Origin of the sequence: Rossellomorea orangium, assembly GCF_019334305.1 — a bacterium.
GTDB lineage: Bacteria > Bacillota > Bacilli > Bacillales > Bacillaceae_B > Rossellomorea.
This window is the reverse complement of sequence record NZ_JAHWGH010000014.1, coordinates 697,094-717,625: the sequence shown is the minus strand read 5'-3', so window position 1 is coordinate 717,625 and position 20,532 is coordinate 697,094. Positions and strand designations below refer to the sequence as shown.

The following is a 20,532-nucleotide window of genomic DNA, read 5'->3' as shown; positions in this document are numbered from 1 at the left end:
GTCGCTGTCGCTCCTGCGGGGTCTCACCTATTCCGCTTTTCCCGCAGGAGTCTTCGTCTTGCACTCCAATCAACAGCTAGAACCTGCTAAATACATGGATTATAAAAATTGAAAATCCGAACGATTTAGATTTTTATCAAATCACTCGTTCGGATTTTTCTTTATCTGAAACCCTTTTGTCCCAGCCTCTTTGAATCATTCAATCATTTACGTGTTCGCTTGTATACGAGATCAAAGATCAGGATGATGACAGCAAGGGCGTAGGCAGTGTACGAATAAGTGGAGTGCTCTGCCATGTTCTTCACTCCGATTCCGATGAAGGCCCAAACAAAGACCAATGGATAGAGTAGATCATGCTGTGTGATCCGGAACCAGAAGGCGAGTAAGGTGGCAACGACTAATCCAAGATATGCCCACACGAGCTCGGAAATGCCAAATCCGTTCCAACCGATATCCGTTAAATAATACGTGATGTTCACAATCGTCGCAATCGAAATCCAGCCAAGATAAATGGAGAACGGGGCTGAATCCAGGAGGGACGGACCTGTGCTTCTTATCCTCTTATAAAGGGCGATCAGGGTGAGTAAAAGCCCGAGCATAACAAAGACCGATAGTAGGAAATAGTTATAGTGCCACACAAGGATCCAAGTGGAGTTCAACAAACAGCTTAAGACGAATAATCCGCTTGTTTCCTGATAAAGGGGAAGATCCCGCCTGTCTTTAGGAAATTGCCTGATGATCCAGATTGCGAGTAGTAGATAAATCAGGCTCCAGATTGAGAAGACGTAACCGGCAGGTGTGATCATGATATCCAGCCTGTTACTGATTTGTTCCGTTGATTGATTATTCAAAGGCAAGGTGACGGCAAGTGTATTCATCACAATCACCAGAGCGAAAGCTAAAATATTCAATAATAATTTCATTGTGTATCCCCCTCTGAAAATGTGGATGTAGCGCTGTGCTATATACTATTCCACTTTTCCCCATTTAAAAACCAAAGTAAGAGAGTTTAGGTAAAAGGAATCGTAAAAGATCATGAAGGATTTCAAGGATTTATCGAGAATTTAAAAGAGGATAGGGACATTTTACACAATTCAATTAGGGGGACATTATGGACCATACAACACATACATATTCAAATGTTTGGGATTTAGATGTTTTTTTCAAAGGTGGAAGTGATTCTCAGGAATTCCGGCAGCATCTTGATACGTTAGAGAAAAAGAAAGAAGATTTCGCAGAGAACGCACTTGCTTTTCATCCGCCTCAATCGCCGAATGATGCTGAGCTCGTGTGGAATCTGATTGAAGAAGCGAAGGAAGTGATGATGTACCTCCGTCAGGCAGGTGCTTTCGTCAGTTGTCTTGAAGCTCAGAACATGCATGACAGGAAGGCTGACTCCTTAAGAGGTGAGGTCACATCCTTGAGTGCCGACTTTTCTTCCACATTCACAAAGTTTCAGCAGCAATTGTCCGATTGTCCGGAACAAGTCTGGGAGGATTTGCTTCAGCATGATCGGCTCAGTGAAATCAAGTTTGTGCTGAATGAGTGGAGACAAAAAGCGAAAGACAAGCTTTCAAGCACGGAAGAGTCATTGATTCAAGCTTTGGCGGTCGACGGCTATCACGGCTGGGGGCAAATGTATGACACAATCGTCGGGGCGATGAATATCAATCATGAAGGGAAGGACCTGTCAGTGGGGCAAGCCAATAATCTCCTTTCAAGTCCGGATCCAAAGACACGCAAAGAGGTTTTTGACAAGTTGGAGGATGCATGGGAAGAGAATGAGGAACTCTTTGCCCGAACCCTCAATCACCTGGGAGGCTTCCGTTTGAATGTTTATAAAAAGCGGGGCTGGGACGAATTGATGAAAGAGCCCCTTGAGTGCAACCGAATGCAACAGGAAACCCTCGACGCCATGTGGGGTGCCATTACGAAAAACAAAAAGCCTTTCGTACAGTACCTGGATCGCAAAGCGAAACTACTCGGTAAGGAGAAGTTGGATTGGTATGACTTAGATGCCCCTGTGGCAGAGTCGACGAGCACCATGTCTTATGACGAAGGCGCGAAGTTTATCCTGAAGCAGTTCTCCCGTTTTGGCAATGAAATGGCTGGATTTGCAAAGAAAGCATTTGAGGATGAGTGGATCGAAGCGGAAGATCGTGCAGGAAAACGGCCAGGTGGTTTCTGTACATCGTTCCCGTTAAGTGATCAATCCCGGATCTTTATGACCTATTCGGGCTCGATGTCGAATGTATCGACCCTTGCCCACGAGTTGGGACACGCATTCCATTCTTATGCGCTAAAGCCGATGCATACATTGAATCGTAATTACGCCATGAATGTGGCAGAAACCGCATCTACTTTTGCAGAAATGATCGTGGCAGATGCAGCTGTGAAGGAAGCCAAAAACAAGGAAGAGAAGATTGCCCTCGTCGAAGATAAATTGCAGCGGAGCGTCGCTTTCTTCATGAACATTCACGCGCGTTTCTTATTTGAGACCCGTTTCTATGAAGCACGAAAAAAAGGAATCGTTTCTGTGGAAACATTGAACGGTTTGATGGTGGAAGCCCAGAAGGAAGCGTTTGGCGACTCCCTTGGAGAGGTCCACCCGCGTTTCTGGGCATCGAAGCTCCATTTCTATATTACAGGAGTGCCTTTTTATAACTTCCCATACACATTCGGCTACCTGTTCTCACTAAGCATCTACGCCAAGGCACTGGAATCCGGCGAGAGCTATGAAGAGAAATACATGGCATTGCTCCGGGACACCGCCGTGATGAACGTGGAAGAGCTCGCCATGAAGCATCTGGGAGAAGACATCACCAAAGAAGCTTTCTGGGAAAAAGGAATCAACCTCTGCAAGGCAGATGTAGAAGAATTCCTTGAACTGACAAACTAAATGAAGATATGGATTGAGGTCCGTCCCTGTATTTGAGGGACGGACCTTTGTCTTGATTGCAGGTACCGACCGTTCTTCTAGAATGCTACATAACCCGCATCCTCTCCCGCAACGACCACAACCTCATTTACGCCCGGTCCTACCATCTCTAAGCCTCAAGTCTGATACGAAAATAAAGCTCCGGCTCGTTATGGAGAACCCGGAAAATAGGTAGGATAGAGACATGAAGAAGAAAGGAGGCAACAACATATGAAGAGATTCGGATTGCTTTTAGCTGGAGGGATTGCAGCGATTGTGCTGCTTGCCAATTTAGGACCGATTGTGGGTCTGGCGATCTCGTTAGCGATCATGTACTACAGCTTCAAAGGTTTCATCAAAACAGATTCGACGGGTAAAAAGATCCTATGGGCGTTGATCGGTCTTGCAGCATTCAGTGCAACTGTATCAAACTTCCCGGCGATTATCGGGTTGGTCGCTCTGTACGTACTGTATGTGATTTATAAAAATTGGAAAAAAGAAGAAGTTATCATAGAAGAAAAATCATCTGACCCTTTCACGAACTTTGAAAGAGAATGGTCCCAATTAAAAAACTAAAGGAGAGATCATACAATGGCAAACTTAATTCAACGATTGAAAAATACCGTCATGTCCGACCTTCACGAAGCAATAGATAAAAAGGAAAGGAAAAATCCCATCGCCGTCCTGAACCACTATTTAAGACAATGTGAACAGGAAGTGGAAAAAGTAAGTAAGCTTGTAGAAAGACAGTATCTATTAAAAGAAGAGTTCCAAAAAGAATATAAGCAGGCGTCTGTTCTTGCTGACAAACGAAAGTATCAGGCGGAGGTAGCTTCCAAAGCGAATGAAGAAGGCTTGTATGAATTTGCCCTGCAGGAACAAAAATACTATGAAGAGCGTGCGGTGCGTATCCAGGAATCCAAGCTGCAAGCGACAAAAGAGCTTGAAGAGCTTGAGCGAAAATACGAAGAGATGAAGCACAAGCTGAAAGATATGTATATCAAGCGCATGGAGTTGATGGGCAGGGAGAATATCGCACGTGCCCATAATAAAATGAATTCTGTCCTGGAATCATCTTCAGGGTATAACAATCAGGCATTTTCTAAGTTTGATGAAATTGAGACATACTTAGATCAACTGGAGCATGGAGTGAATTCTTCCTATTACCGAAACACGATTGATGCGAAAATCGCCAAGTTAGAAAAAGACATGAAAAATGAGGAAACGGAAGCCATTCCTTCCTGAAACATGGTATTCTAGGTTAGTAAATACTTGATAATGTCAAAACAGGGGGAACTCATGATGGGTTCACCCCGTTTTAACCTCAGATTTGAACTCACATTCAACTATATGAGCAAAGAATATACATAACCAGAAAGGAGGAACCCCTCATGTTCAATCGACTACGCTCTGACGGAATCAGCTGGATCATTTTAATCGGTACACTTTTGATACTGCTGGAAGTGTCTTTTTATGATGGGGGGGTTCTCGTCTTTCTATCCATAGCGGCCTTTTGTATTTATATTGGGCGTAAGAAGCTGCCGAGAACGTCGGGGAAGATTCTGTTATGGTTTGGGATCATCAGTCTTGCCATCAATATCTTCAATACGGTGGCTTTTAAATTTTTATTATTCGGCATTCTCCTTTTTATTATCGTGAGATTTGCCGATTCCAAGAAACATCCTAAGTACATTTCACCGACCATTAAAGAGACCTTTACACAAACACATGAACCACTGATGATGAAGAAATCCGCCCTGCAAAATGAATGGTTCGGTCCTAAACGGACGCCGGATCATGTGTATGAGTGGAACGATATCAACATCCAGGGCGTGATCGGCGATTCTGTCATCGATGTCGGGAATACGGTGCTGCCGAAAGGGACTTCCGTTGTGTCGATCCGGAATATACTCGGGAATATCGAGATCCTCATTCCGTATGATGTGGAAGTGAGTATCCATCACTCCGTCCTTGCAGGATCCATTGAGATTTTTGAAGAAGTGGAACCGAAGGCAATCAATCAGTCTCTTTATTATCAGACACCGGGATACGATGAGGCCGTTCAGCGGGTGAAGATCATCACCTCCATGTGGATCGGGGATCTTGAGGTGAAAAGGATATGAGTACGGTCAGTAAGCAGGTCGTTGCAGGTATTCTTTTTTCCTTAGTCATGGTGTTGTTTTTATCGCTTTCCTTCTTTTATTTGTATCCGTTACAGGATTGGTCGCTCTTATGGGAAGTAGAAATCATGGATATACCTGGAGCAGGCTTTATTTTGGTTGTCAGCATTCTGATAGGGATCGTCTTTGGCATCAGGACAGGCTTAAAGGATAAGCGACAGCTTAGAGAAATGGAAGATGCCCTTCACCATGTAGAACAGGGAAGGGCGATCACGATCCCTGAAACGGCGACTCCCGAGGTGCAACAGGTGTGGAAAAAAGTAGACGCATTAGGGAAGCACCTTACCGATCAAGCCCGCTACTCACAGAAGCTCGCCAATGAAAAAGCCGAGGAACAGGAAAAAAGGATCCAGGAAATCGTGTCTCAGGAGAGGAACCGATTGGCAAGGGAGCTTCATGACTCTGTCAGTCAGCAGCTGTTCGCCGCCTCGATGCTCATGTCAGCCATCACGGAGACATCCTCCCCTCACAGAACCCCACATGAAGAAAAACAGCTAAGTATGGTCGAGCAGATGATTCATCAGTCACAGCTTGAAATGAGGGCGCTGCTCCTCCACCTTCGCCCTGTGGCGTTAAAAGGTAAGAACCTGCAAGAAGGAATGAAGGAGCTATTGGTCGAATTAGCTCAGAAGGTACCTCTCGAAATTGAATGGAAGATTGAAGACATGTCATTGGATAAAGGCATTGAAGATCATCTGTTCCGGATCTTGCAGGAATCCGTATCCAATACGCTCCGGCATGCCAAGGCGACGTCTTTGGACATCCGTCTCATTAAGAGGGAATCCATCATCATCTTGAGGGTGGTGGACGATGGCAAAGGGTTTGACGTGAATGAATCAAAGGTGACAAGCTCTTATGGGCTTCAAAATATGAGGGAACGGGCCATTGAAATCGGTGGTACGTTTAAAATCATCAGTGTACCGAATAAGGGGACCCGCTTGGAAGTGAAGGTTCCCGTAGTGGAGAATGAAGGTGAAAAGAATGATTAAAGTAGTATTTGTCGATGATCATGAAATGGTGCGGATCGGAGTATCGTCCTATCTGTCTGCCCAGGTGGATATCGATGTCGTCGGGGAAGCATCCGATGGAAAGGAAGGGGTCCAACTGGCCCTTGAACTTCGACCGGACATCATCTTGATGGATCTTGTAATGAAAGAAATGGATGGCATCCAGGCGACAAAGGAAATCATACAGAAGTGGCCGGATGCGAAGATCATCATCGTCACCAGCTTCCTGGATGATGATAAGGTGTATCCCGCACTTGAAGCGGGGGCAGTCAGTTATATGCTGAAAACCTCCAAAGCAAGTGAGATTGCAGAAGCGGTACGTAAAACCTATAACGGGCAGTCGATCCTTGAACCCGAAGTAACGGGGAAAATGATGACCCGGATGAGACAGAAGACCGTTTCCCATCCACATGAGGACCTGACGAACAGGGAACTCGAAATCCTACTTCTCATGACCCAGGGAAAAACCAATCAGGAAATCGCAGATGAGCTGTACATCGCCCTGAAAACCGTGAAGACCCATGTGAGCAATATTCTCTCAAAGCTTGACGTACAGGACCGGACACAGGCTGTCATCTATGCCTTTAAACATGATTTAGCGAAATAATAAAAGAAAGTGACCCAAAGTGAAAACTTTTGGGTCACTTTTTCGTATAGAAAGATGATAACCACTTTGAGACAGACATGAAATGGGAAAACGACCATAGGCATTTAAAGTAGATGCAGTTCGGAAACAAGTGTAGAGAAATGACAAAATTTTCATCAACTGAAGGAGGAATAATGATAAAATAAGCGATATATTGTCAAATTTTGAAAAAAGAGATTAGTAGGGGGATCAGAACATGAACGCACAATTCAGCAAACCAAAAAGATTCGGTGAAATTCTGGATCACACATTTCGATTAAGCAAGAACCGCTTTAAAGATTTTTTCCTCATTTTCCTTGTTTTACTTGGACCTGTATATTTGCTTCAGGCACTCATTGAACTGGCTGCAGGAGTCAGCTTCTTTAGAACAGTCGGTACGGGAGAGACCTGGTTTGAAGGGATCATCAACAGCTTTTCGGGAGAGCTTTCCGCTGAACCCGGGCAGGAAGTGAACCTGGCGGCAGAAATGGGTACGGGTCTTATAGGACTGATCACCATGATCCTTACGCCGATTGCTCAAGCCGCCATATTATTCAGCCTGAATCATATGAGGAAAAATGAAGATTATTCAGTGAAGCTTGTCCTTAAGGAAGCATTCTCACGGTTTTGGCCGGTCATCGGAAGCAGCATACTATTCTATTTAATTGTTTTCGGATTAATATTCATCCCGGTTGTTTCTGGTATCTTTGCGGGAGTATTCGGTGCTGCATTCCTTGAACCGGGTGTGGGAATCATCGTCACCGTAATCATCCTGTTTTTAGTATTCGCTCTCATCATCGCTTATTTATTGACACGTTGGAGCTTCTACTTGGGAGCAGCAGCTATTGAGCAGGATGCTCCAGGACTCGGAAGAAGCTGGAGATTGACGAAGAAGCGTGTATTTACCATCATTGGATTATATATTGTATTCGGATTGATCATCGGGATTGTCAATACGGCATTCGAGTTTACGTTTGGCCTCGTATTGGGGAACAGTGTTCTCTACGGAATGATCATCAACGTGGTCACGTTATTTACGTCAATGCTTGGTGCTGTCGCGTTCGGAGTCATCTTCTTTGATCTGAAAACAAGACATGACGCAGATGATCTAAATGAAATGATCGATGACTATACGACGATTTAATCAAGGAATTAACCAGTCTGGCCCGGGGTTCCGGGCTTTTGATCTGAAAGCTAGGTGAAGAAATTGTTGAATGAAGACAGAGCAAGGGATCGACTTGAGGAAATCCTGGATGGAGATGAATACCAGGCCTATTTGAGCAATGATAAGGGACTGTTCGCCGGCTGGTGGGAGAAAGCGAAGGAATGGATCAGGGAGCTACTCGGTAACATCAATCCGGCACTAGAACCGACAGGCAGTGGTGCATCCGGTATTTTGATCATATTGATTGTGCTCGTCGTGGTCATCCTCCTGTTGTTCGCCTTTAAGGCTTTCCAGAACGGAGTGAGAAGGAGGAAGTTCCGTAGCAATAAACCCCTGCAGTCCCTCAATGAGATGGAATGGTCCTACTCAAGACACTTAGAGGAGGCCGAGAAGCAGGAGTCTGTTGGGAACTATTCGAAAGCGACCCGTCACATGTTCCTGGCACTGCTGCTTTATTTTCATGAAAAGGAGTATCTGGAGGCAAGGGTGTGGAAAACGAACTGGGAATATTACGACGAACTGCGCAAAGTGAATCAAAAGTGGGCGGATCGATTTTTCCGGCTGGCCCTATTTTTCGACGAGGCTGCCTATGGTGAACGTGATGTAACGGAAGAGGAGTATGTTCACTATAAAGAGGAAGCACAAGGCTTCCTGGAGAGTGAAGATTCATAGACGAGCAGTTTAAGAGAAAGGAGGTAGGAATGAGCATTGAAGTCAACGGTTAAAGCTTGGATGTGGCTCCTGGGGATTCTTGGCTTATTCATCGGGATCGGGGTCATTGTTTCTCCCGAGAAGCTGAAGGAGTATCCGGCATATGTATCGGAATCCCCTTCCCCTACGGGATTGAAAGCACTGTATACGTACTTGGATGATGAAGGAGAATCGGTTCGGCGCTGGACGCTTTCGCCGGATCGTCTAAACAAAAAAGGAACCGGACAGCTGTTAATCATGGCAGGGCCGTTCACCATTCCGGATCAACAGGAGATGGATGAGTACGAGGATTTCATGAGGAGCGGAAATACCATCCTTCTACTAATGGACAATCCGAAAGGGATGTTCGGTACGAAGGCCGTCCCCGGCGGTGAGGGGATAGGAAGTTCCGTCATCCGTGATGGAGATGGTCATACATATCAAGCCGAAATGTTATCGGACGTCCGTTTGGAAGAGGCTGACGGTGATACGGTCTTACTGGACGATGTGTCAGGAACGATTGCATACAAGTCTGAGGTGGGGGAAGGTCAATTGATTGTCTCCACCACTCCGGCGTGGATGACGAATGGGAATATTCTTAAGAAGGATCACCTGTCCATGATTCTCCTCCTGTTAAAAAACGGGGAAGCGAGTGATGGCCCCATCCTGATCGATGAATATCTCCACGGCGGAGAAAGCGGGGCAACCCTTACGACCCTCTATCCTGCGTGGCTATTGCTTCTCCTCCTTCAATTGGCGATCTTTATCCTTCTGACGCTGTGGATGCAGGGGAAAAGGTTTGGAAGCATCCTTGTGCCCCGGGAAGAGATGGTCCGTTTCAGTGATGAACGAATCAAAGCCCTTTCAGCCTGGTATTTGAAAGGGAAACAGTACAAGGTATCTCTTCTAATTCAGTCGGATTATATAAGGCTTCTGTTCCAGGAACGCTGGGGGATCCCAACGAGTAAAGAATGGTCAGAATTGAAAGGCCCATTGGAAAGAAGATTACCCGCTGTTTCAGGCAAGGAAATCGATGCTTTCTTAACAGGAATGAAAGGTCTGTTAAATAGAGAACGAATCAGTAAGCAGGAATATGTATTATGGTCGAAAAAGATTGAGATATTCAGGAAAGAGGTGGAGGATCGTTGAAACCAGAAATCACATCCTTAATGGAGAAATTTGAAGAGCGCATCATCGGGCAGGGGACGAATCTTAAACTCCTCTTGTCTTCCATTCTGGCAGGAGGGCATGTATTGATTGAAGGAGTGCCCGGGACCGGGAAGACCCAGATGGTGAAGACCCTGTCCCATTTACTCGGGGGAAGCTTTAACCGAATTCAGTTCACCCCGGACCTGTTGCCGAGTGATATAACAGGCAGTACCATCTATAACATGAAGGATAACAGCTTCCAAACGATCAAAGGACCGATCTTCACCAATGTCCTTTTAGCCGATGAAATCAATCGGACACCGGCGAAGACTCAGGCTGCATTACTGGAAGCCATGGAAGAAAAGCAAGTGACGATCCAGGGGGCGACGTATTCCCTAGAAGAGGTTTTCTTTGTCGTGGCAACACAGAATCCGATTGAATTCGAAGGGACGTATCCACTTCCGGAAGCCCAGCAGGACCGATTCCTGTTCAAGCTCACTATTGACTTCCCTTCATTTGAAGAAGAGAAATCTGTCTTGAAACAAGTGATTGAGAACCATGTTGACAGGAGTGAAGTGGAGGCTGTACTCGATATTGACACCTTCTTATCCATCAGAAAAGAAATAGAGGAAGTCACCCTGAGTGATGCAGTGTTGGATTACATCATGCAGATTGTAAGGAAGACCAGGGAGACGGAATCCATCCGTTTCGGAGCGAGCACAAGAGCGGCGATTTCCATTGGGAAAGCAGGAAGGGCGTGGGCCTATCTGTCAGGACGGGACTACGTCACACCGGATGATATCAAGATGGTGGCAAGACCGGCTCTTAGACATCGGGTACAGCTATCGCCGCACGTAGAATTGGAGGGACTGACCATTGACCAAGTCATCCAGGAGCTTATTGGGTCGATTACTGTTCCAAGATAAAGGGATCCTTCCTACGTCAAGGCTTTTGCTGGTGTATGCGGGCTTTTCAGCTCTCCTGTTAGTGGGGACGTTGATCGGATTGACATGGACATGGATCTTCGTATCGAATGCTTTGTTTATTGGATTGAGTCTATTTGATCTACTAACCTCTCCCTCAAAAAAGGAAATCCAGGTGAAGCGGAACATCCCTGACCAAATGGAGAGGGGTCTTACTTACAAGGTTGGCCTTGAAATAACGAACAACTCTCCCCGTGATATGACGTTTCGCCTTCTGGACGGGACACCTCAAAGTTTTCAAACGTCCTTACCCCTGAAAGGCCCTCTTCACGGCCATTCAGTCGGGACCGGGTCCTATGAAGTGATAACACCCGTCAGAGGAGACTACGTATTGAACAGACTATACTTCCGTTACAGAAGTCCCCTCGGCTTATGGGAGAAACAAAAAACGGTGGAAAGTCATGACCAGGTGAAAGTCATTCCGGATCTCACCGAAACGAGAAAGGTCCTGGAAGACGCCCAGCGGTTTTTATTGTACGAAGGAGTTAAGATCAGGAAGCAGCAGAGTGGTGCAGGGGAGTTCTCGAAGATCAGGAATTATGTCGTCGGGGATGACCCGAGAAAGATCAACTGGCGTCAAACGGCGAAGCTAAGAGAAGTGATGACGAACGAATACGAGCCTGAACATGGAAAGTATATTACGATTCTCATTGATTGTGGAAGAATGATGGGGGCAGAACTAAAGAAAGGGAACCGGTTGGAAAAATCCCTTGAAGCTGCCATGACCGTTGCAGCCGCTGCACTTCAGAACGGGGATTATGTGTCGGTTCTTGCCTTTAGTAAGAAGGTGAAGGTTTATATTCCCCCTGCCAAAGGGATGGCACATCTGCAGACGATTCTCAACCGCATTTACAATCTTGAGGTGGACGCCGCAGAATCCAATTATGCTGCAGTCCTGCATTATGTTCAGACCGTACAGAAGAAGCGGAGCCTGCTGCTATTATTCAGTGACATCCATACATTCCTCCATGAAGATAACGCTTTATATTATCTTCAGAGGTTAAGAAGACAGCATCTCTTTTTAATGATTGGGATAGAAGATGAGATGTTGATGAAGCAAATCAAAGCGGAGCCTGTTGACGACATCAAGTCAATGATGAAAAGCATGGCCCAGAAACAGATGCTTGTCAAGAAGAGGGAGAAGGCAAAGTGGGAAAAACAGGGCCTCCTGATGGTGGAGGCCCGTGAAGAGAAACTGGCAAGTACCGCCGTTTCGCATTATATCGATATGATGAACCGCGGGTTAGTGTAGGACTACCTTGTTCAGGCGAAGTTTACCGACGATCATGTACAGGAGCAGGCCGATGACCGTCAACAGGGCAACCATATATTTTGCACCAAGTGGAATCGCGGCCGGTGTGATGAAGCCTTCAATGATTCCTGCGATCACGAACAGCGGAATCGTGCCCAGGAGAAGCTGGACGGAGCGTTTCGCCTGTTCCTTTAATTGATATCCACGGGTGAAACGTCCTGGAACAAAGAGCTTATAGCCCATCAGCAGTCCCGCTCCGCCGGCGATGAAGATGGCCGTAAGCTCGATCATCCCATGGGGCACGATGTACGCCCAGAATTCGTAACTCATACCCTGATGCCAGAAGACGGCTGCAAGGGCACCGACAATGATTCCGTTATACACCAGCATATAGACCGTTAATAAACCAAATGTGACACCGCCTGCAAAAGCCAGGAACGCCACTTGAATATTATTGGTCATGATGCCCGCGGACATGATGGAAGAATCGACCTGACCGTCACTTTTCCCCAGGTTACCCGGATCCACTCCCTGTGACATTTCTGGCGGCAGGATGGAATAAAGGTGAAGGGGATCATTCATCACGGAAAGAAAGGCACCAATGGCACCAACCGTAAATAGCATCATGGCGATGATAATGAACTTCCACTGCCCGAGAAGCAGTCCGATAAACGTGGTGGAGAAAAAATGCCTGACTTGTTTTCCACTGGAGATTTGATCCTTGTATAATAGATTATGAGATTTCGACACAAGCCCGTTCAAATAATCGGTCACTTCTTCATTGGGAAAATACGTCTGGCTGTAAGACAGGTTTTGAGCAGCCTTTTGATAGAGGCGGTTGAACTGATCGATGGAGCTTCCCGTCATGTTCTTCTTTTTGCGAAGGGTTCCGAGGAGATCTTCAAGTGCCTTCCAATCGTCCCGGTGTAGTTTGACAAATTGCTTCACATTCATTGTGACACCTACTTGTTTATTTTTCTTATCTCTTATTATAGTAAGTTTAGAAAAAAATAGAAACTGTTAAAGGTAAATTCAACCAAAAGGAGGGCTATCGATGCAAGAAGGACAAGTGGATATCAAGACCCCCGAATATGTTTCCCTGCAGTTCCAGCCAGCTGGTTTAGGAAGCCGGGCAGCTGCTCTGATGATGGATCAAATCATCTTAAGCATCCTCAATATTCTCATTGTAGTAATCCTATTTTTCGCTACCACGGGTAACAACAGCCCATTTGGCTTCTATTTGTTCGAACTCAACTCAACTCTGTGGGGAGTCGCCATCGTTGCCCTGTTTGTCCTGAACTGGGGATACTTCTTCGCCCTGGAATATTTCTGGGGTGGAAAGACGCTTGGTAAACGACTGCTCGGGATTCGTGTGATGCAGGAGAACGGTCACAGTGTGACACTCCTCTCCTGCTTCATCCGCAATCTATTAAGAATCATCGATATGCTGCCGGCCTCGTATTTCCTTGGAATGATCATGATCTTCCTTCATTCAAAGCATAAGCGCGTGGGGGATATCGTAGCGGGAACCATCGTCGTTCATGAGAGGCGTGTGAAAGGTAAACGAAAAGAAAAAGCGATTGAAAAGGAAATGCGTAACCGGGGTCTTCGAAAAGAAGATCTGTCAGTGGAAGCGTGGGCGCTTAAACAGCTTGGTACAAAAGAATGGAGTCTGGTAAAAACATATGCCAACAGGTTTTCGCAGCTGCCAAGGTCGGAGCGGAATCAGCTGAGCAAAAAACTGGCGGATATTCTTTTCCCGAAACTTGGGCTCAACATGGAAGGCAAAACGTATAATGAGTTGGAAGATACGCTTCTTCTTCTGTATTTGGAGATGAGGGATGAGTGGGAATATGAATTGTAAAGGCAAAGTCTGAAAAGGACTTTGCTTTTTTGGTTCTTTATACCTAAAAGAAGTTCATTCCAATAAAATTAGGTGCTTCTTTCGGGGAAGTGTGAAAAAAGTAGTAAATATAGTAAGAATCATAGGGATATAGTGTTAGCTGTTTACATGTAATTTATAAAATTTACAAAATTATAAGAAAAGTCATGTCCATTCTCCCCTTACATTACAAAATGCGACAAAATATACTTGTACTGTAATCATTCTTATATATTCGTATTATGAAAGGGGAAAGGGTATGAGGACAAAAAAGGTATCATTATCGATTATCAGTATGCTGTTTTTACTGACTGGAGGATTGGTTCAACCTCAGGGTGAGTGGAACATACGTGCGGAAGCTGCGACTCAGTCCGCTGTCATCAACGAAGTGGCCTGGATGGGTACAACGGGCTCCTATAACAATGAATGGATCGAATTACATAATCCTGCCTCAGCCGATCTGTCTTTGGATGGATGGGTGCTTGAAGCACAGGATGGATCACCGAGCATTGCCTTAAGTGGAACGGTCCCGGCACAGGATTATTTTTTACTTGAAAGAACAAGCGACAGCACGATTTCGAACGTAGCAGCCGATCAGATTTATACAGGAAGCCTTGGGAATTCCAATGAAGTTCTGTATTTAAAAGACGCATCAGGCGCTGTGATCGATGAAGTGAACAGCTGGTATGCAGGGGATAATACGACGAAAGCTACAATGGCACGAATCGATTCCTCTGTCAGCGGAACCGTTTCTACGAATTGGAGTACAGCAACGACGTCATATGAAGGTGGATTTGGAACACCCAAAGCTGCTAATAATACGGCTCCGTCCGGTAGTGGCAGTGAATCCCTCACGAACGTGAGTGAGGAACTTGGCGCGATCAACGTCTATTTCAATAAGAGTGCTTCGACTCAATATGCGATGCCTGGTAACGAAGCGAATTACAATGTCAATCTTGAGAATCGCTTGCTGAAGCGTTTAAACGCTGCGACGACATCCATTGATTTGGCCACATATGAAATCAATTTGCCAAGAGTGATCGATGCGTTGATGAATAAAGCAGCACAAGGGGTAGACGTGCGAATACTTGCCGATGCAAAGGACGCAACGGACCCTCATTATACAGAACGATATGAAACGATGCGCTTATATTTGGAAAAGCTCGTCCGCGGTCAGGACGGCGTAGTCGGAACAGGGGATGATGCCCATATCTTATCGGATTCGCCTATGTTTGTCGTAGAAGATGCAACGAAACGGGCGGCATACGATCTGCCGGCAAGTTTCACAGACTTTCCACAACGAAATGTAACAGTCGGAAGCACAGCTACAACCGGCTATATGTTTGTGGAAGGGGAATACAAAGACACGGACAGCTACTATTCACCCGGCAATCAAATGCATAACAAATTTGCCGTGATCGATGGCGAATGGGTGTTCACAGGCAGCTGGAACTATACCGTGACAGGACTCTATGGCTCAGAAGAAAACATGAATCAGGGAATTCTGGACGGCAATCAACAGCATGTTGTGGAAGTCCACTCTCCGGAACTTGCCGGGATTTACAAAACGGAATTCGAAGAAATGTGGGGGAGCGGGACAACAACCCCTGATAATACTGTTTCAAATTTCAGCACCCGTAAAATCGATAACACACCTCATTCTCTTACAATCGGTGGGGATACGGTGGAAATCTATTTCTCTTCTGGTGATGACGCTGTCGGGCGCATGACGGAACTTGTGAAAACAGAAGCGGATAAGAATGCATACTTCACCATCTTCGCCTGGAGTGATCAGGCATTAGTGGATGAATTGAAGAACAAATGGGAAGGAAGCTATGTGGATAACCAGGGGACGCTGACAGGCTTTGATGTAAAAGGCTTATTCGACCCAAGCTTCTGGAATCAATGGTGGTCGGCAAGTATCGAAATGACTGGAAGGACGGCCACACAAACGAGTACGAATAACCCTAACACACGATGGGCAAATCCGGCACCTGTATACGCAGCGAACGAAAGCCGCAAGCTGCATGCCAAAACGATGCTGATCGATGCAGACACAAACAGCGATCCAACGGTAGTGGTCGGGTCCACCAACTGGAGTGAAAACGGCAATAACGTAAATGATGAAAACATGCTTATCATCCATGATGATACCATCACGAATCAATTCCTTCAGGAGTTTAACGCAAGGTACGTGAATGCCGGCGGAGTTGTGCAGTAATAAATTTGAAAAAGGATGATTCTCATTTCGAGAATCATCCTTTTTCAATTCACTCCATCCCGGGAGCCTTCTGTATTTCAAAAATAAGGACAATTGCAGTGATTGCATGGGCAATCAATCGGATGACCGGGAAGAAATTGAGGAAGGAAGCAAGAATTCCAAGGATACTACCGAGGATCGGCTGATCTTCCGACCTTGAAATATACAGAACGCTTGCATGCCACAGAGCTATTAAACAGAGGAGAAAAGGAATGGATTCTCCGGCGATATTCCCAAAGATGGGTACAGCAAGAAATAATTCAATCGAAAACGATAACCATTTTATACGTGAAAGCACGGACACACACCTCCTTATGTCAGTGTATGAAGGAAAGGGGGGCGTGTGCCTGTTTAGAGGAAATTGTTTTAGAGATATTATTGATCTGCGTGAATTCTGCAGATTAGAAGATATATCGGGGATTTGGTAGATAAAATTAGAAAACGGCAGATAAACCAGGAAAAGCGGCATGAAAAACTTCAAAACGACAGATATATAAAATCCACCGTCCTGACGAAAGACGGTGGACCCTATAATTATGCCAACAGTTTCTCCACTACTTTATGCTCATTCTCATTCAATAAATTCTTCCCGATGGTTTCATGAACTTCTTTATTCATGCTTTCTTCCAAGACAGCGGCTTCTTCCTTATCCCCGACGAGGACGATCCGTTCCCATTTTTCATCCGCGGCCTTTTTGTCGAGGAGGCTGCCGAGACTCTTCCACCAGCGCTGTTGGTTGGCCTTCAGGCGGTTTTCGAACTCTTCCTGCTGATTGGCTTTCCCGCCGCCGCTTCCCATGCTGACATCCGCATGATGGGGTCCTTCATGTTTCCGCCAGTCATCGGTTTCCAAATCGAATTCCATGAACTCACTGGTTTGAATTTCACCGAACGTGGAGGTGACTATCTTGATTTGATTTTGCTGAAGTAGGACAAGGCCCGTTAAAGGATATTTCTTATGAAGGGATTTCAGCTGATCGAGATGAGGATTCTCCTCCCAGTAGAAGTTCGTTTCGACCGGGACTTGAAGCTCGAATGTCTCCCAGATTCCACTGTCCGCTGAAGCGAAGATGATAAAGCTTCGTGGCAGTTCGCGCTCCAGGCTGTGCACGTAGTTTTCCACTTTCGGTCGGATCGCTTGAAGACGTTCTTGTTCTTCAGGCGCACTTTCGAGATATTCTTCGAGCCGGTTAAAACCGTTCTTAAGGGCAATCTTCCACTCGCCACCCTGCTGATCAGGATCGCTCCGGTCCGTGTTTAAGTAGACCGTCAGTAATTTATCGGGTTTCTGTAAGTACAAGTTTTCCAACACATTGAGCGTTTTGCTTAAAGACATGGAACTCCTCCTTATGAATTTCTTACTTTTCATATAAACGGTTGAGGAAGTGTTTAAACATCATTTTGGCAAAAAAGGGAATTGACTGGGGGTGGATATTCAGGAAAAATAGAGTGATAGAGGAGGAATGAAGATGGAAATCAAGAAGCAGTGGATTCAAGAAGACAGTGATTACATACGGCAAAAATTGATTGAGTACAATATGTCCCAAATCGATGAAGAAACGAAAACACCCCTTGAAAAGGTCAGTTTTGTCATGCGTAATGATGAGGGGGAAATCGTTGGTGGTGTGACCGGTCAAATGTTCTGGCACCATCTCCATGTGGATTTTCTTTGGGTATCAGAGGATTACAGACAAGGTGGATATGGGGCGAAATTACTTCACGAGGCAGAAGAGTATGCGAGGGAAAAAGGGTGCCGTTTAGTGATGCTCGACACGTTCAGCTTCCAGGCGCCGACGTTTTATAAGAAGATGGGGTACAAGGAGTTTGGTGTGCTTAAGGATTTTCCGAAGGGGCAGAGTCAGCATTTTATGGAGAAACGATTGTAACAACCAGCCGAGGCTGGTTGTTTTTCATTTCCCATTACAGGGGCATTTCCTCAGGAGACGATTTTGTTACATACGTTCCAGCAATGAAGTCATGGATTGCGCGCTTATCATCACGGAATATAACGAAGAATGCGCTTAGAAGGGCACCGAAACCGAAAGTGATCAGATAAAATATTGCGGCAACCACGTTTCGCATCAACATATTTCCTATATGTACGTTTCTACCATCTTTCTTCACGATTCGTATGCCCATTGTCTTTTTCCCTACATCGTACCCCTTCCAAAAGACGGGTGTCAGTAGAAAGTAGAGAAACATAAGTAATGAAACAATTGGATCATCGGGGTTGAATTCGTCCGTCACAATAGCGAAAAGGACAAGTAGTGGAAGGTTAATAAAGAACCCATTGGCTATTCCTGCGCCTAGCCGGATCCAAAACCCTGCCGGATGATTAATCATATCGCCGCCTTCCTTCGATAGTCTGTGATCATTGTAGCATAGAGAGGCTTCGGCAATGTTCTGTACGATCATTTTCTTCAAGAAATCAAATAAATCACGTTTTATGTTCTCTACATCGGGTAAATATGTACTAAATAACATTCGACGGGAGAGAATATGATGAGCTATATTAATCAGGGAAGAGAGCGAATCCAATTTGATCGCAAAGGAAAGAAAAAGGATCTACATATACTGGAGTGTACATGTTGTGAGAATGAATTTCGTTCAACGATGAATGTCAATCAAATCGAGTGTTCCAATTGCTCCACATCAGTCGATCCGAAATTGGACATGTCCCTCTTTAAAGTCATTGGATTTATTGAAAATCTTCAAGGGAGTGAAGTTCGTTGCTAAATAAAGACAAACTGGCTGACATGAAGATGGATTTTCAGGATATTCTATGGATGAGTTCCGGTGTTGCAATTATTCTATTCTTACTTGCTCTTGCAAACTTCTTCATCATTTCATAATCGATATTAAAGTCCCCTCATCCAGGGGGGCTTTTTTTGTTGTGGTAAATAAGAAAAGCCTGACCGTCCAGGGCCAGGCTTTCTGTTTTATCCTTTATAATTTTCATCATATTCGAGATAAACAACATGCGTTTCGAGATACTCATTCAATCCGTGTTTACCGTCGGCTCCGCCGATTCCAGATTGACCGCGACCGGCATGGAACCCGTTGATGGCTTCGAAGTTCTCCCGGTTGACGAAGGTTTCCCCGTAACGAAGTTCGTTTGCCGCTCTCATGATTTCGTGGAGATTCTCACTAAAGATCGATGAAGACAGGCCGTATTCCGTATCATTGGCAAGCTCGATCACTTCATCAAAATCCCTGTACGTCATGATAGGGAGGACCGGTCCGAAGATTTCTTCCTGGATGATGTCCATATCCTGCTTCACATCGACAAGGACGGTCGGTTCAAAGTAGAACCCCTTGTCTATGTTAACCGGTTTTCCTCCAGTCAGGATTTTTGCTCCGTTTTCAACGGCAGTATTGACCATTTCCGTCACGGTTTCTAGGCGGTCTTTATTGACGAGGGGTCCGATATCATTATCACGATTTGTTGGATCACCAACCGTTGTGTTTTTCATAGCGTCGGTCATCTTGTTGATGAATTCTTCCGCCACATCCTCATGGACATAGACCCGTTCCGCGTTCGTACATGCCTGACCGGAGTTTGTGATCCTGGACGTTTTGATTTTTTCGACGGCAAGGTCGATATTGGCATGCTTGGTGACGATGGCCGGGGCTTTACCTCCCAGCTCCAGGTTCACTTTCGTAATGGACTTGGATGCTGCCTCCATCACTTTTGAGCCTGCGGGATAGCTTCCCGTCATAGAAACCATGCGTACTTTAGGATGACTGGACATTGGATTTCCGATATCAGAGCCTTTTCCGGTCACTAGATTGAATACTCCTTTAGGCAGTTTCACTTCATCTATAATTTTGGCAAATTCACAGGCCGTGTTCGGAGTGTACTGGCTTGGTTTCAGAACGATCGTACAACCTGTCACGAGTGCAGGTGCCACTTTCCTGGCAAGGATGAACATCGGGAAGTTCCATGGAACGATTCCCGCAACGACTCCGATCGGCTTCTTATAAACGAGGATGTTCTCGTTCGAACGCTCACTCTCAAGGATCTCCCCTTCGTAGCGGAGCGCCCAGCCCGCCATGTAGCGGAAATATTCGATGGCAAGATCTACTTCTCCTTCAGAAGCTGCTAATGTCTTTCCGTTCTCCCTTGTCAGCATCTGAACGAATTGATCCCGGCGTTCCTCCAGCTTATCAGCGATTTTATATAAATACGAAGCCCGTTCTTTCGAAGGAACTTTGCTCCATGAAAGGAAAGCCGTATGGGCAACATCCACTGCGTGATTGACATCGTCTTCCGTACCTAGTGGAATAGATGAAATCGTCTCCTCATTCGCCGGATTAATCACATCCCACGTCTCCTTCGACATACTATCAACAAACTCACCATTCACATACATCTGGTACTTCTCCACTATATTTCCTCCTCAATAAACTGTTTTCTCTCATA

22 protein-coding genes are annotated in these 20,532 nt (G+C 45.5%); 16 read left to right on the top strand and 6 right to left on the bottom strand.

Features of this window, described 5'->3' with window-relative positions:
* Nucleotides 1-203 precede the first annotated feature (203 nt).
* Nucleotides 204-923, bottom strand: coding sequence for a TspO/MBR family protein (locus KYJ26_RS13335; RefSeq protein WP_219167800.1), 720 nt, complete (start codon nt 921-923; stop codon nt 204-206).
* Between the two features lie 188 nt (nt 924-1,111).
* Between KYJ26_RS13335 and KYJ26_RS13330 the strand changes: the two genes are divergently transcribed.
* The 11 genes from KYJ26_RS13330 (at nt 1,112) to KYJ26_RS13280 (ending at nt 11,968) form a co-directional block, all read left to right on the top strand.
* The gene (locus KYJ26_RS13330; RefSeq protein WP_219167798.1) at nt 1,112-2,899 is read left to right on the top strand and encodes a M3 family oligoendopeptidase; all 1,788 of its coding nucleotides are present in this window, start codon (nt 1,112-1,114) and stop codon (nt 2,897-2,899) included.
* Between the two features lie 249 nt (nt 2,900-3,148).
* Nucleotides 3,149-3,493 (top strand): lmo0954 family membrane protein, encoded by a 345-nt coding sequence (locus KYJ26_RS13325; RefSeq protein WP_219167796.1) that lies wholly within the window; start codon nt 3,149-3,151, stop codon nt 3,491-3,493.
* Between the two features lie 15 nt (nt 3,494-3,508).
* The gene (locus KYJ26_RS13320; protein WP_219167794.1) at nt 3,509-4,162 is read left to right on the top strand and encodes a PspA/IM30 family protein; all 654 of its coding nucleotides are present in this window, start codon (nt 3,509-3,511) and stop codon (nt 4,160-4,162) included.
* A gap of 146 nt (nt 4,163-4,308) precedes the next feature.
* Nucleotides 4,309-5,040 carry a cell wall-active antibiotics response protein LiaF gene (gene liaF, locus KYJ26_RS13315; RefSeq protein ID WP_219167793.1) on the top strand — a complete coding sequence of 244 codons (732 nt, stop codon included), beginning with the start codon at nt 4,309-4,311 and terminating at the stop codon, nt 5,038-5,040.
* Nucleotides 5,037-6,086 (top strand): sensor histidine kinase, encoded by a 1,050-nt coding sequence (locus KYJ26_RS13310; RefSeq protein ID WP_219167791.1) that lies wholly within the window; start codon nt 5,037-5,039, stop codon nt 6,084-6,086. The genes liaF and KYJ26_RS13310 overlap by 4 nt, the downstream gene beginning before the upstream one ends.
* Nucleotides 6,079-6,711: a response regulator transcription factor gene (locus KYJ26_RS13305; protein WP_219167789.1), complete on the top strand. Its 633-nt coding sequence runs from the start codon at nt 6,079-6,081 to the stop codon at nt 6,709-6,711. The genes KYJ26_RS13310 and KYJ26_RS13305 overlap by 8 nt, the downstream gene beginning before the upstream one ends.
* A gap of 235 nt (nt 6,712-6,946) precedes the next feature.
* Nucleotides 6,947-7,873, top strand: a complete 927-nt coding sequence (locus tag KYJ26_RS13300) for a hypothetical protein (protein WP_219167787.1) — start codon at nt 6,947-6,949, stop codon at nt 7,871-7,873.
* Between the two features lie 66 nt (nt 7,874-7,939).
* Nucleotides 7,940-8,566, top strand: coding sequence for a DUF4129 domain-containing protein (locus KYJ26_RS13295; protein WP_257474997.1), 627 nt, complete (start codon nt 7,940-7,942; stop codon nt 8,564-8,566).
* Between the two features lie 36 nt (nt 8,567-8,602).
* Nucleotides 8,603-9,733 (top strand): DUF4350 domain-containing protein, encoded by a 1,131-nt coding sequence (locus tag KYJ26_RS13290; RefSeq protein ID WP_257474996.1) that lies wholly within the window; start codon nt 8,603-8,605, stop codon nt 9,731-9,733.
* Complete coding sequence (locus KYJ26_RS13285) at nt 9,730-10,659, top strand: AAA family ATPase (RefSeq protein WP_219167783.1); 930 nt, start codon at nt 9,730-9,732, stop codon at nt 10,657-10,659. Before KYJ26_RS13290 ends, KYJ26_RS13285 begins: the two co-directional genes overlap by 4 nt.
* Nucleotides 10,610-11,968 carry a DUF58 domain-containing protein gene (locus tag KYJ26_RS13280; RefSeq protein ID WP_219167781.1) on the top strand — a complete coding sequence of 453 codons (1,359 nt, stop codon included), beginning with the start codon at nt 10,610-10,612 and terminating at the stop codon, nt 11,966-11,968. Before KYJ26_RS13285 ends, KYJ26_RS13280 begins: the two co-directional genes overlap by 50 nt.
* Here KYJ26_RS13280 and KYJ26_RS13275 read toward each other — a convergent pair.
* Complete coding sequence (locus tag KYJ26_RS13275) at nt 11,960-12,922, bottom strand: stage II sporulation protein M (protein WP_219167780.1); 963 nt, start codon at nt 12,920-12,922, stop codon at nt 11,960-11,962. The genes KYJ26_RS13280 and KYJ26_RS13275 overlap by 9 nt on opposite strands.
* A 100-nt stretch (nt 12,923-13,022) precedes the next feature.
* Between KYJ26_RS13275 and KYJ26_RS13270 the strand changes: the two genes are divergently transcribed.
* Both KYJ26_RS13270 and KYJ26_RS13265 read left to right on the top strand, forming a co-directional pair.
* Nucleotides 13,023-13,832, top strand: coding sequence for an RDD family protein (locus KYJ26_RS13270; RefSeq protein ID WP_219167778.1), 810 nt, complete (start codon nt 13,023-13,025; stop codon nt 13,830-13,832).
* A gap of 277 nt (nt 13,833-14,109) precedes the next feature.
* On the top strand, nt 14,110-16,071 hold the full coding sequence (locus tag KYJ26_RS13265; RefSeq protein ID WP_257474995.1) for a phospholipase D-like domain-containing protein: 1,962 nt from the start codon (nt 14,110-14,112) through the stop codon (nt 16,069-16,071).
* A 49-nt stretch (nt 16,072-16,120) separates the two neighbouring features.
* Here KYJ26_RS13265 and KYJ26_RS13260 read toward each other — a convergent pair whose 3' ends face one another.
* Both KYJ26_RS13260 and KYJ26_RS13255 read right to left on the bottom strand, forming a co-directional pair.
* The gene (locus tag KYJ26_RS13260; protein ID WP_206852136.1) at nt 16,121-16,408 is read right to left on the bottom strand and encodes a hypothetical protein; all 288 of its coding nucleotides are present in this window, start codon (nt 16,406-16,408) and stop codon (nt 16,121-16,123) included.
* A 236-nt stretch (nt 16,409-16,644) separates the two neighbouring features.
* Nucleotides 16,645-17,445, bottom strand: a complete 801-nt coding sequence (locus tag KYJ26_RS13255) for a VLRF1 family aeRF1-type release factor (protein ID WP_219167776.1) — start codon at nt 17,443-17,445, stop codon at nt 16,645-16,647.
* A gap of 133 nt (nt 17,446-17,578) precedes the next feature.
* Here KYJ26_RS13255 and KYJ26_RS13250 point away from each other — a divergent pair, with 133 nt between their 5' ends.
* Nucleotides 17,579-17,995, top strand: a complete 417-nt coding sequence (locus KYJ26_RS13250; RefSeq protein ID WP_219167774.1) for a GNAT family N-acetyltransferase — start codon at nt 17,579-17,581, stop codon at nt 17,993-17,995.
* Between the two features lie 34 nt (nt 17,996-18,029).
* On the opposite strand, the gene KYJ26_RS13245 is transcribed toward KYJ26_RS13250, so the two are convergent.
* Complete coding sequence (locus KYJ26_RS13245; protein ID WP_219167773.1) at nt 18,030-18,452, bottom strand: RDD family protein; 423 nt, start codon at nt 18,450-18,452, stop codon at nt 18,030-18,032.
* Between the two features lie 159 nt (nt 18,453-18,611).
* Between KYJ26_RS13245 and KYJ26_RS13240 the strand changes: the two genes are divergently transcribed.
* The gene (locus tag KYJ26_RS13240) at nt 18,612-18,845 is read left to right on the top strand and encodes a hypothetical protein (RefSeq protein ID WP_219167771.1); all 234 of its coding nucleotides are present in this window, start codon (nt 18,612-18,614) and stop codon (nt 18,843-18,845) included.
* Nucleotides 18,839-18,961, top strand: coding sequence for a hypothetical protein (locus tag KYJ26_RS23980; RefSeq protein WP_257474994.1), 123 nt, complete (start codon nt 18,839-18,841; stop codon nt 18,959-18,961). The genes KYJ26_RS13240 and KYJ26_RS23980 overlap by 7 nt, the downstream gene beginning before the upstream one ends.
* Before the next feature lie 87 nt (nt 18,962-19,048).
* Here KYJ26_RS23980 and aldA read toward each other — a convergent pair whose 3' ends face one another.
* Nucleotides 19,049-20,497 carry an aldehyde dehydrogenase gene (gene aldA / locus KYJ26_RS13235; RefSeq protein WP_219167769.1) on the bottom strand — a complete coding sequence of 483 codons (1,449 nt, stop codon included), beginning with the start codon at nt 20,495-20,497 and terminating at the stop codon, nt 19,049-19,051.
* Between the last annotated feature and the right edge of the window lie 35 nt (nt 20,498-20,532).

What these genes read in the sequence shown, in the direction of transcription:
- KYJ26_RS13335 (WP_219167800.1), bottom strand. Translation starts at nt 923, where the DNA reads ATGAAATTATTATTGAATATTTTAGCTTTCGCTCTGGTGATTGTGATG.
- KYJ26_RS13330 (WP_219167798.1), top strand. Translation starts at nt 1,112, where the DNA reads ATGGACCATACAACACATACATATTCAAATGTTTGGGATTTAGATGTT.
- KYJ26_RS13325 (WP_219167796.1), top strand. Translation starts at nt 3,149, where the DNA reads ATGAAGAGATTCGGATTGCTTTTAGCTGGAGGGATTGCAGCGATTGTG.
- KYJ26_RS13320 (WP_219167794.1), top strand. Translation starts at nt 3,509, where the DNA reads ATGGCAAACTTAATTCAACGATTGAAAAATACCGTCATGTCCGACCTT.
- liaF (WP_219167793.1), top strand. Translation starts at nt 4,309, where the DNA reads ATGTTCAATCGACTACGCTCTGACGGAATCAGCTGGATCATTTTAATC.
- KYJ26_RS13310 (WP_219167791.1), top strand. Translation starts at nt 5,037, where the DNA reads ATGAGTACGGTCAGTAAGCAGGTCGTTGCAGGTATTCTTTTTTCCTTA.
- KYJ26_RS13305 (WP_219167789.1), top strand. Translation starts at nt 6,079, where the DNA reads ATGATTAAAGTAGTATTTGTCGATGATCATGAAATGGTGCGGATCGGA.
- KYJ26_RS13300 (WP_219167787.1), top strand. Translation starts at nt 6,947, where the DNA reads ATGAACGCACAATTCAGCAAACCAAAAAGATTCGGTGAAATTCTGGAT.
- KYJ26_RS13275 (WP_219167780.1), bottom strand. Translation starts at nt 12,922, where the DNA reads ATGAATGTGAAGCAATTTGTCAAACTACACCGGGACGATTGGAAGGCA.
- KYJ26_RS13270 (WP_219167778.1), top strand. Translation starts at nt 13,023, where the DNA reads ATGCAAGAAGGACAAGTGGATATCAAGACCCCCGAATATGTTTCCCTG.
- KYJ26_RS13265 (WP_257474995.1), top strand. Translation starts at nt 14,110, where the DNA reads ATGAGGACAAAAAAGGTATCATTATCGATTATCAGTATGCTGTTTTTA.
- KYJ26_RS13255 (WP_219167776.1), bottom strand. Translation starts at nt 17,445, where the DNA reads ATGTCTTTAAGCAAAACGCTCAATGTGTTGGAAAACTTGTACTTACAG.
- KYJ26_RS13250 (WP_219167774.1), top strand. Translation starts at nt 17,579, where the DNA reads ATGGAAATCAAGAAGCAGTGGATTCAAGAAGACAGTGATTACATACGG.
- KYJ26_RS13245 (WP_219167773.1), bottom strand. Translation starts at nt 18,452, where the DNA reads ATGATTAATCATCCGGCAGGGTTTTGGATCCGGCTAGGCGCAGGAATA.
- KYJ26_RS13240 (WP_219167771.1), top strand. Translation starts at nt 18,612, where the DNA reads ATGAGCTATATTAATCAGGGAAGAGAGCGAATCCAATTTGATCGCAAA.